Annotated in this window: 8 protein-coding genes; 3 read left to right on the plus strand and 5 right to left on the minus strand. The window is 72.4% G+C overall.

All coding sequences use genetic code 11. The features are described 5' to 3' along the window. Positions 1–239: 239 nt before the first annotated feature. Together ACFYSC_RS36740 and ACFYSC_RS36745 are read right to left on the minus strand one after the other, a co-directional pair. A complete protein-coding gene (locus ACFYSC_RS36740; protein ID WP_389970982.1) occupies positions 240–758 on the minus strand; it encodes a GNAT family N-acetyltransferase in 519 nt (172 codons plus the stop codon). An 11-nt stretch (positions 759–769) separates the two neighbouring features. Beyond that, the gene (locus ACFYSC_RS36745; RefSeq protein ID WP_389970985.1) at positions 770–1,312 is read right to left on the minus strand and encodes a MarR family winged helix-turn-helix transcriptional regulator; all 543 of its coding nucleotides are present in this window, start codon (positions 1,310–1,312) and stop codon (positions 770–772) included. A gap of 65 nt (positions 1,313–1,377) precedes the next feature. Between ACFYSC_RS36745 and ACFYSC_RS36750 the strand changes: the two genes are divergently transcribed. Continuing rightward, the gene (locus ACFYSC_RS36750; RefSeq protein WP_389970988.1) at positions 1,378–2,097 is read left to right on the plus strand and encodes an SDR family NAD(P)-dependent oxidoreductase; all 720 of its coding nucleotides are present in this window, start codon (positions 1,378–1,380) and stop codon (positions 2,095–2,097) included. A gap of 281 nt (positions 2,098–2,378) precedes the next feature. On the opposite strand, the gene ACFYSC_RS36755 is transcribed toward ACFYSC_RS36750, so the two are convergent. After that, complete coding sequence (locus tag ACFYSC_RS36755; protein WP_389970991.1) at positions 2,379–3,221, minus strand: NAD(P)H-binding protein; 843 nt, start codon at positions 3,219–3,221, stop codon at positions 2,379–2,381. A 205-nt stretch (positions 3,222–3,426) separates the two neighbouring features. Between ACFYSC_RS36755 and ACFYSC_RS36760 the strand changes: the two genes are divergently transcribed. Beyond that, positions 3,427–4,158 (plus strand): helix-turn-helix domain-containing protein, encoded by a 732-nt coding sequence (locus ACFYSC_RS36760; RefSeq protein ID WP_389970994.1) that lies wholly within the window; start codon positions 3,427–3,429, stop codon positions 4,156–4,158. Here the strand turns inward: ACFYSC_RS36760 and ACFYSC_RS36765 are convergent. Then, positions 4,108–4,839 (minus strand): alpha/beta fold hydrolase, encoded by a 732-nt coding sequence (locus ACFYSC_RS36765; RefSeq protein ID WP_389970997.1) that lies wholly within the window; start codon positions 4,837–4,839, stop codon positions 4,108–4,110. The two genes, ACFYSC_RS36760 and ACFYSC_RS36765, sit on opposite strands and share 51 nt — an antisense overlap. A 246-nt stretch (positions 4,840–5,085) precedes the next feature. On the opposite strand from ACFYSC_RS36765, the gene ACFYSC_RS36770 reads away from it, so the two are divergent. Then, positions 5,086–5,862, plus strand: a complete 777-nt coding sequence (locus tag ACFYSC_RS36770; protein WP_389971000.1) for a helix-turn-helix domain-containing protein — start codon at positions 5,086–5,088, stop codon at positions 5,860–5,862. Between the two features lie 38 nt (positions 5,863–5,900). Here ACFYSC_RS36770 and ACFYSC_RS36775 read toward each other — a convergent pair whose 3' ends face one another. After that, positions 5,901–7,121 (minus strand): beta-ketoacyl-[acyl-carrier-protein] synthase family protein, encoded by a 1,221-nt coding sequence (locus tag ACFYSC_RS36775; RefSeq protein WP_389971003.1) that lies wholly within the window; start codon positions 7,119–7,121, stop codon positions 5,901–5,903. Positions 7,122–7,491: the final 370 nt, after the last annotated feature.

Below are 7,491 nucleotides of genomic sequence, written 5' to 3' on the forward strand. Positions count from 1 at the left end.
TTCAGAGCGGGCCGCCGTGGCCTTGCGGCCACACTGACGGGGGAGAGCGCAGGGCCGGGCGCCGTAGTTCCTCTCTGACGGACCGCCCACAGCCCCCGCCGTCCCCGCCCCCTCGGGTCGTTCGGGGGGTCCGCCGTGACGGGTCATCTTTCGGGACGCTCACGGTGTCGCCGTGGAGCGCGAAGCGGATGGCGCCGTTCCCCGGAAGGGCACAGAAAAAGGGGAAAGAGGGAGCGGGTTCAGAGCGTCTTGCGCATGACTGTGCAGGGGCGGCCGTGCTGGAGGTCCGGACGGTGGTCGAGGACCTCGTACCCCAGGGCGCTCCAGAAGGCGAGGCCCTTGGCGTTGGCGTCGAGTACGGCGAGGCGGACCGCCGTCCGGCCCGCCGCCCGGAACCGTTCTTCCACGGCGCCCGCCAGCGCCCGGCCGTACCCGGAGCGGTGCATCCGGCCGTCGATCAGCAGCAGGCCGATCCACGGGTCCGGGTCGGCCGGGTCCGGGTGGTGCGCCAGGGTGATCGCGACGCCCGCGAGCGGCCCTCCGGCCTCCGTACGGCAGAGCAGCACCTCGGTGTCCGGGTTCGCCAGCTCCCCGGAGAGCGAGGCGGAGATCTGCTCCGGCCGGATGTCGTCCGGGTCTGGGAAGTCGCCGCTGACGGCGAAGAACTCCCGGTTGGCGGTGTGGAGGGCGGTCAGCTCGGCGAGCAGCGGCTCCGGAAGCAGGCCGTCCCGTGGGACGGCGAGCGGATCGATGATCATGAGCAGGCAGCCTACCGATCGTCGGCCAGGCGCCGCCCGACGTCGGCCGTCAGCTTCTCCAGCAGCCCGGCGAGCAGGGCGCGTTCGGAGTCGGACAGGCCGCTGACGAGCATGGCCTCCCGGCCGAGCACCGCGTCGACGGACCGTTCGATGAGGGCGTGCCCCTCATCCGTCAGGGTCACCGTGACGGAACGGCGTCCGGCCGTTCCCGGCGCGCGCCGTACGAGCCCTTCGCGTTCGGCGCGGGCGACCCGCTGGGAGATCGCACCGGCGGTCACGAGTGTCCGGCGCGTGAGCTCGCGCGTGCTGAGGGCGTAGGGCGGTCCGGAACGGCGGATGACGGACAGCAGGTCGAGGGTCGCCGCGTCGATCCCCGCGGCTCGCAGGACCCTCACCCGGTCGTCCGAGAACAGTTTCGCCAGGCGCCAGATGGGGGTGACGATCTCGATCGAACCGGTCGGGGTGCCCGGACGCTCCCGCTGCCAGGCGGCCGCGATCTCCGAAGGCGAATGGGCGGGGTTCGGCCCACCGGCCATGGACGTCATGTCCGTCATGGTGCGAACCTCCTCGATCATCGGCTACGTTTAGATCTAAACGTAGCAGCGATGAGGAGGCACCCTTGACTCGCACCGTGCTCGTCACCGGAGGCACCAGCGGCATCGGCCGGGCCGTCGCCGAGAGGTTCGCCGCCGACGGGGCCGACGTCTTCGTCACCGGCCGCCGCGCCGATCTCGTGGAGAAGACCGCCCTGGATCTCGGGGTACACGGCGTCGTCTGTGACGCGACCCTGCCCGAGCAGGTCGCGGCGCTGGCGGACCGGATCGGCGGAACGCTCGACGTCCTCGTCAACGCGTCCGGCGGTCTGTCCGACGCGGCACCGGACGATGCTCCGCCCCTGGAGGCCCTGCTGGCCCAGTGGCGGGCCGACCTGGCCCAGAATCTCCTCGGCGCGGTGCTGACCACGGCTTCCGTCCGGGAGAAGCTGGGCTCCGGTGGCTCCGTCATCAGCATCGGGTCGATCGGGGCCGAACGCCGGGGCGGCTCCTACGGAACGGCCAAGGCCGCACTCGCCGCCTGGAACGTCTCCCTGTCCGCCGAACTCGGCCCCCACGGCATCACCAGCAACGTCATCTCCGCCGGGTACATCGAGGGCACCGACTTCTTCCGCGGCGGGATGACCGAGGAACGCCGCGCCGCGCTCATCGGGGAGACGCACGACAAACGGCCCGGCACCCCGTACGACATCGCCGAGACGGCGTACTTCCTCGCCTCTCCCGGAGCGCGGCACATCACCGGCCAGACCATCCACGTCAACGGCGGCGCCTTCACCACCCGATGACCTGCCGGCCACCGTCCTCATGGCCTCTCTCGTTCCCTGCGGACCGCCTCCCCGGGGCGGGCGGTCCGGGGACGAGTGACTGTGACGACCAGAGAACCTGTGGGTCTCCGGCCCGCGGCGAGGGCGGATCGAGCCGTCGGCGCGGGGGAAACAGACGGCGGTGCCCGTCGGGTGGTGACGGCCGCCTCCCGTGGAGGCGAGGAGATCGCGAAGGCGGGACGACCGCCGGGAGCGAGATCGGCGGGGCGTCCACTCCGGGGTGAAGGCGCCGGGGCTCGGGGTCAGCTCGTGGTGAAGGCGTCCAGGTGGTCCAGGGCCCAGGTGCCGAAGTCCGTGGGCGGGCGTCCGAGGGCGCGTTCGACTCCGTCGGTCAGGACGGCGTTGCCGCCGTCCCGGATGATCCTGATGCCCCTGAGCCTGCTCTCCGCCATCTCGACGTCCATCCCGGAGGCGAGCATCCGCTCGCGCACCACGTCGAGCGGAACGTCGACGGTCCTGATCGTGCGTCCCAGCGCCGTCTCCAGCCGAGCCACCTGGTCGTGGAAGCTCAGCAGTTCCGGGCCGGTCAGCGTGTAGGTCCGTCCTTCGTGCTTCGCCGATACGAGAGCTTCGGCCGCGATCTCGGCGATGTCACGCGGATCGATGACCCCCTGCGCCGCGGTCCCCGTCATGTTCGGCACGGGTTCGTCGGCGCGTATCGCTCCGGCCCATCGCAGCGTGTTGCTGGCGAAGGCGGACGGCCGCAGCAACGTCCAGCCCATGTCGCCGGCGCGCACCGCCTCCTCTCCCGGCCGATGCCAGTGGTCGTCCGTGGCATCGGCCCCGATCGACGAGAGCTTCACCACCCTGCGCACCCGGGCCGATCGGGCCGCGGCCAGTACCGCCAGGTCGTGCCGTCCGGTGGACGGCCCGCCCGGGGCCACCAGGAAGACGCCGCCGACCCCGGCCATCGCTCCGTCCAGGGACGCCGGATCGTCGAAGTCGCCCGCCACGACCTCGACGCCGGGCGGGGTCCAGGCACGGGAAGGATCGCGTGTCAACGCGCGGACCACCTCGCCGCGGGCCGCGAGCAGCCGGAGGACCTCACTGCCGATGGTGCCGGTGGCACCGGTGATCAGGATCATGGTCCAGACCCTGCCGTGCGCCGCCCCGGATCGGATAGGAGATTTCGGCACCGAGCACATGGGGCCGTCCGCGCCGGCGACGGATAGCGTGAAGCGCGTGAATGCGACGTGGGGTCACGAGATACCCGTTCCAGACGCTCTGCGGCCCTGGGTCTCCGACGTCCGAGGCGTGACCGCCGTTGCCGGCCGAGGAGTCCTGACCCATGTGCCGGAGACTTCCACCGCACTCGTGTTCCGCGTGCTGGACGACCGGCGCAGCGACCTGATGGTTGTGGGGCCTCGTACCCGTGCCCGGTACCACCCGGGTAAGCACGTGCCTTTCGGCGTCCGGATCCGCATCCGGCCGAGCAGGGCTTCGCTGCTGCTGGGTGTGCCGGTCAGCGAACTCGTCGACCGAGCCGTCCCGCTGCGGGATCTCTGGGGAGTACCCGGTGATCGCCTGGTCCATGAGCTGGCCGGACTCGGCTCCGATCACATGTCGGTTCTCAAGCGGATCGAGGCGGAGTTCCTGGCCCGCATCTCCCGCACGACACCGGGCGACCTGTCGCGAAGCGATCTCGTCCACGCCGCGGTCGCCGGACTGTCCACAAGCGCCGGTGCGCGACCCGAGCCGGTGCCCGCCGTCGCCCGGCGGCTCGGCGTCAGCGAGCGCCACCTGCGTGATCTCTTCAACAGAGCGGTGGGCGTGTCACCGAAACGCTTCGTGCGCATCGATCGCCTGGGAGTCGTACTCGCTCGTGCCCATACCGGTTCGTGGGCCCGGCTCGCCGCGGAAGCGGGATACTACGACCAGTCGCACCTGACGGGAGAGTTCCGCAGGGCGATGGGCGTTCCTCCCGCCTCGTTCGTCACCGGACGCCTGCCCGTCCCCGCTCCGTGTGAGACCTCACGCCCCTCGGCCCTTCCCGGGGGACACCGTACGGTCCCCGCCCCTTGAGCGGCCGACGGCGTCATCGTCGAGCAGCAGTGCGGCGACCGCCTCCGGGGCCTCGCGCATCGCGTTGTGGGCGGTCGGGAGGTCGTGGACCCGCCACCCGGGATCGGCCTGAAGCCTGGTGCGGAGTCCGGCGAACGGCGTCCGGTCCTGCCAGCCCGAGCAGTAGACGAACTCCCGGCGGGGGACCTGGGCGAACGCGCCGGTGAGCCGGATCGTCTGCAGGAGCGAGGCGAGGGGATGGGGACGGCGGCGGGGATCACCGCCGTCCGGCGGCCGGACGGCGTAACCGTGGGCCGCGGCTCCGGCGACGAACGCCTGCCGGTATGCCTCACTCGTCGACGACCAGCACGACTCGCCGTCACGCGGCACGTAGGCGTCGAGATGCACCAGTCGTGAGATCCGGCCGCCGGCGCGGTCGGCGGCGGCGGCGATCACCATCCCGCCGTAGCTGTGGCCGACCAGCGTCGCGCCGGTGATGTGGGCGCGATCGAGGAGCCGCAACACGTCCCCGGCGTGCGTGTCGAGGTTGGCGGTCGCGACCGCCGCCTCGTCGTCGCCCGGCCGCAGACCGGTCAGGGTCAGGGCGTGGACGACATGACCGGCACGCTCCAGCGGCGGGATCACCGCATCGAACGTCCAGGAGCCGTGCCAGGCGCCGGGCACGAGAATGAACGTCGCCATGTGTTCTCTCCTCCCAAGCCGCGGCATCGAGGCACGCCGCCCCGATGCCGTGTGGTCCGGCCGGGTGCTTCACGCGACCAGACCACTTCGCATGGAGGAAATGTCATCAGATCAGGATGTGGCCGCCCACCGATAGAATGCCAACCGATGCCTGTTCGCCGCCAAAATCGCTCCAGTGCCGAGGTGACGTCACACGTGTGGCCGTCCGGCGGGCGCCATCTCTGGCCGTCCGGTGGGACGAGCGCGGTGCAGACGCACACGCGGGGGCACCTGGTGTACGCGGCCGGCGGCGTCCTGGCGGTTCACACCGAGCACGGCACGTCGATCGTTCCCGCCGACAGGGTCTCCTGGACCCCCGCCGGGTTCACGCACCACCACCGCGCCCACGGCGACACCGACATGCGGATCGTCTTCCTACCGCCGTCCCTCGCCCGGCTCATGCCGGACCGTCCCGCCGTGTTCCTGGCCTCCGGCCTCGCCCGAGAGGTACTGCTCGCCCTGACCGGCCCTCATCAGTACGGCGATGCCACGCCTGGTCCCCGTGACCACGGTGATGCCGCGCCCGCGTACAGCCGCTCCGCGCGATCACGCCTCCTTCGCGTCCTCGTCGACGAGCTACGCGAAGCGCACGAACAACCACTGCACCTGCCGGAGCCGCGGGACGACCGGCTGCGGGGGATCGCCCGGCTGCTGTACGAGAACCCGGGGGACAACTCCTCGCTGGCCGAACTCGGGAAGACGGTCGGAGCCGGCACCCGCACCCTCAGCCGGCTGTTCCGCGACGAACTCGGCATGACCTTCTACGAATGGCGCACGCAGCTGCGCGTCTACCACGCGCTCGTGCTGCTCGCCGAGGGACACGACACCACCCGGACCGCCTACGCCTGCGGATGGGCGAACCCCAGCGGCTTCATCGCGGCGTTCACCGGCATCATCGGAACGACCCCGGGCCGCTACCGGAACGGCCGCCGGACCGCCCTCCGCGCATCCCGGCCCCCGGCGGCGGCCAAGCCGCAGGGGTGATCCGTACCCGAGACCGCCGGGGGCGCCCGACCCGGAGCTCAGAGGGCGGTGAGGATCAGGGAGGCGTTGTGGCCGCCGAAACCGAAGGCGTTGGCCAGCGCCGCCGACACCCGGCCCCGGCGGGGACCGCCCGTGACCACGTCGAGCTTGACCTCGGGGTCGAGGGTGGCCAGGTTCCGGACGGCCGGGACGACCCCGTCGCGGATGGAGAGGATCGCGGAGATCGCCCCCATCGCCCCGGCGGCCCCGCACATGTGACCGGTCATCGACTTGGTCGCGGTGACCGCCGCGTGCGTCCCGATCGCCTCGGCGACGGAGCGGGCCTCGGTCACGTCTCCGGGCGGGGTGGAGGTGGCGTGGGCGTGCACGTGGTCGATGTCGAGCGGGCTCAGACCGGCGGACGACAGGGCCGCCCGGATGGCGCGCATCTGCCCCTCCGGGTCACCGGCGGTGATGTGGAAGGCGTCGGACGTGATCCCCGCGCCGGCCAGCGCCGCGTACGCGCGGGCCCCGCGGGCGGCGGCGGACTCGGCGCGCTCCAGCACCACGAGGGCGGCCCCCTCGCCGAGGACGAAGCCGTCCCGCGACGCGTCGAAGGGGCGCGACGCCTCCTCGGGCGCGTCGTTGCGGGTGGAGAGCGCCTTGGCCTGGGCGAAGCCGGCGATGGTGAGCGGGTGGACGCACGCCTCGGCGCCGCCCGCGATGACGACGTCGGCGCGGCCCAGCCGGATGAGGTCCAGGCCCATCGCGATCGCCTCGGCCCCCGAGGCGCAGGCGCTCACCGGGGTGTGGGCGCCCGCCCGGGCGCCGAACTCCATGCTGACCACCGCGGCGGGCCCGTTGGGCATCAGCATCGGGACGGTGTACGGCGAGACCCGCCGCGCCCCCGTGGTCCTGCGGACCTCGTCCTGGGTGAGGGTGCTCAGCACCCCGCCGACCCCGGTGCCCACGACCACGGCCAGGCGCTCGGGGTCCGTCTCCGGGGCTCCCGCGTCGGCCCACGCCTCGCGTGCGGCGACCAGGGCGATCTGCTGGCAGCGGTCCAGCCGCCTGGCCTGGACCCGATCCAGCACCTCGGCGGGCTCCACCCGCAGCCGCCCGGCGATCCGCACCGGCAGGCCGTCCGCCCACTCCTCCTCGATGAGCCCGATGCCCGACCGCCCCGCCAGCAGGGCGGACCAGGTGGAGGTCACGTCACCCCCCACCGGCGTCGTCGCGCCCAGCCCCGTGACCACCACGTCGACCCTGCCGTCCGCCATCAATGCCCCCTTCACCGTGGAGACGCGGAGCACCCCTCGGAGCCGCGCGTCCCGAACCGGATTCCACGCTGCCAGAAGGACGACCCGACGGTCGGGTGGGAGGACCTACGAAGATGACGGACCGAATTTTGTCGGAAACGTTCATGATCGGCCCCAGGCCCCACCCCACCCCTTCGACCCCGCTCCGTGACTCCCGAGATTCTTCCCCCGCCCCTTCTCCCCGGCGGACGGTCCCAGCAGACCTGCGGACGACGGCCGGGGAACGGGTACGGCGGGGAGCATGGGCGGTCCGTAAGTGAGGGGCTACGGCGCCCGGCCCTGCGCTCTCCCCCGTCAGTGTGGCCGCAAGGCCACGGCGGCCCGCTCTGAG

Source organism: Streptosporangium sp. NPDC004379 (assembly GCF_042873875.1).
Classification (GTDB): domain Bacteria; phylum Actinomycetota; class Actinomycetes; order Streptosporangiales; family Streptosporangiaceae; genus Streptosporangium.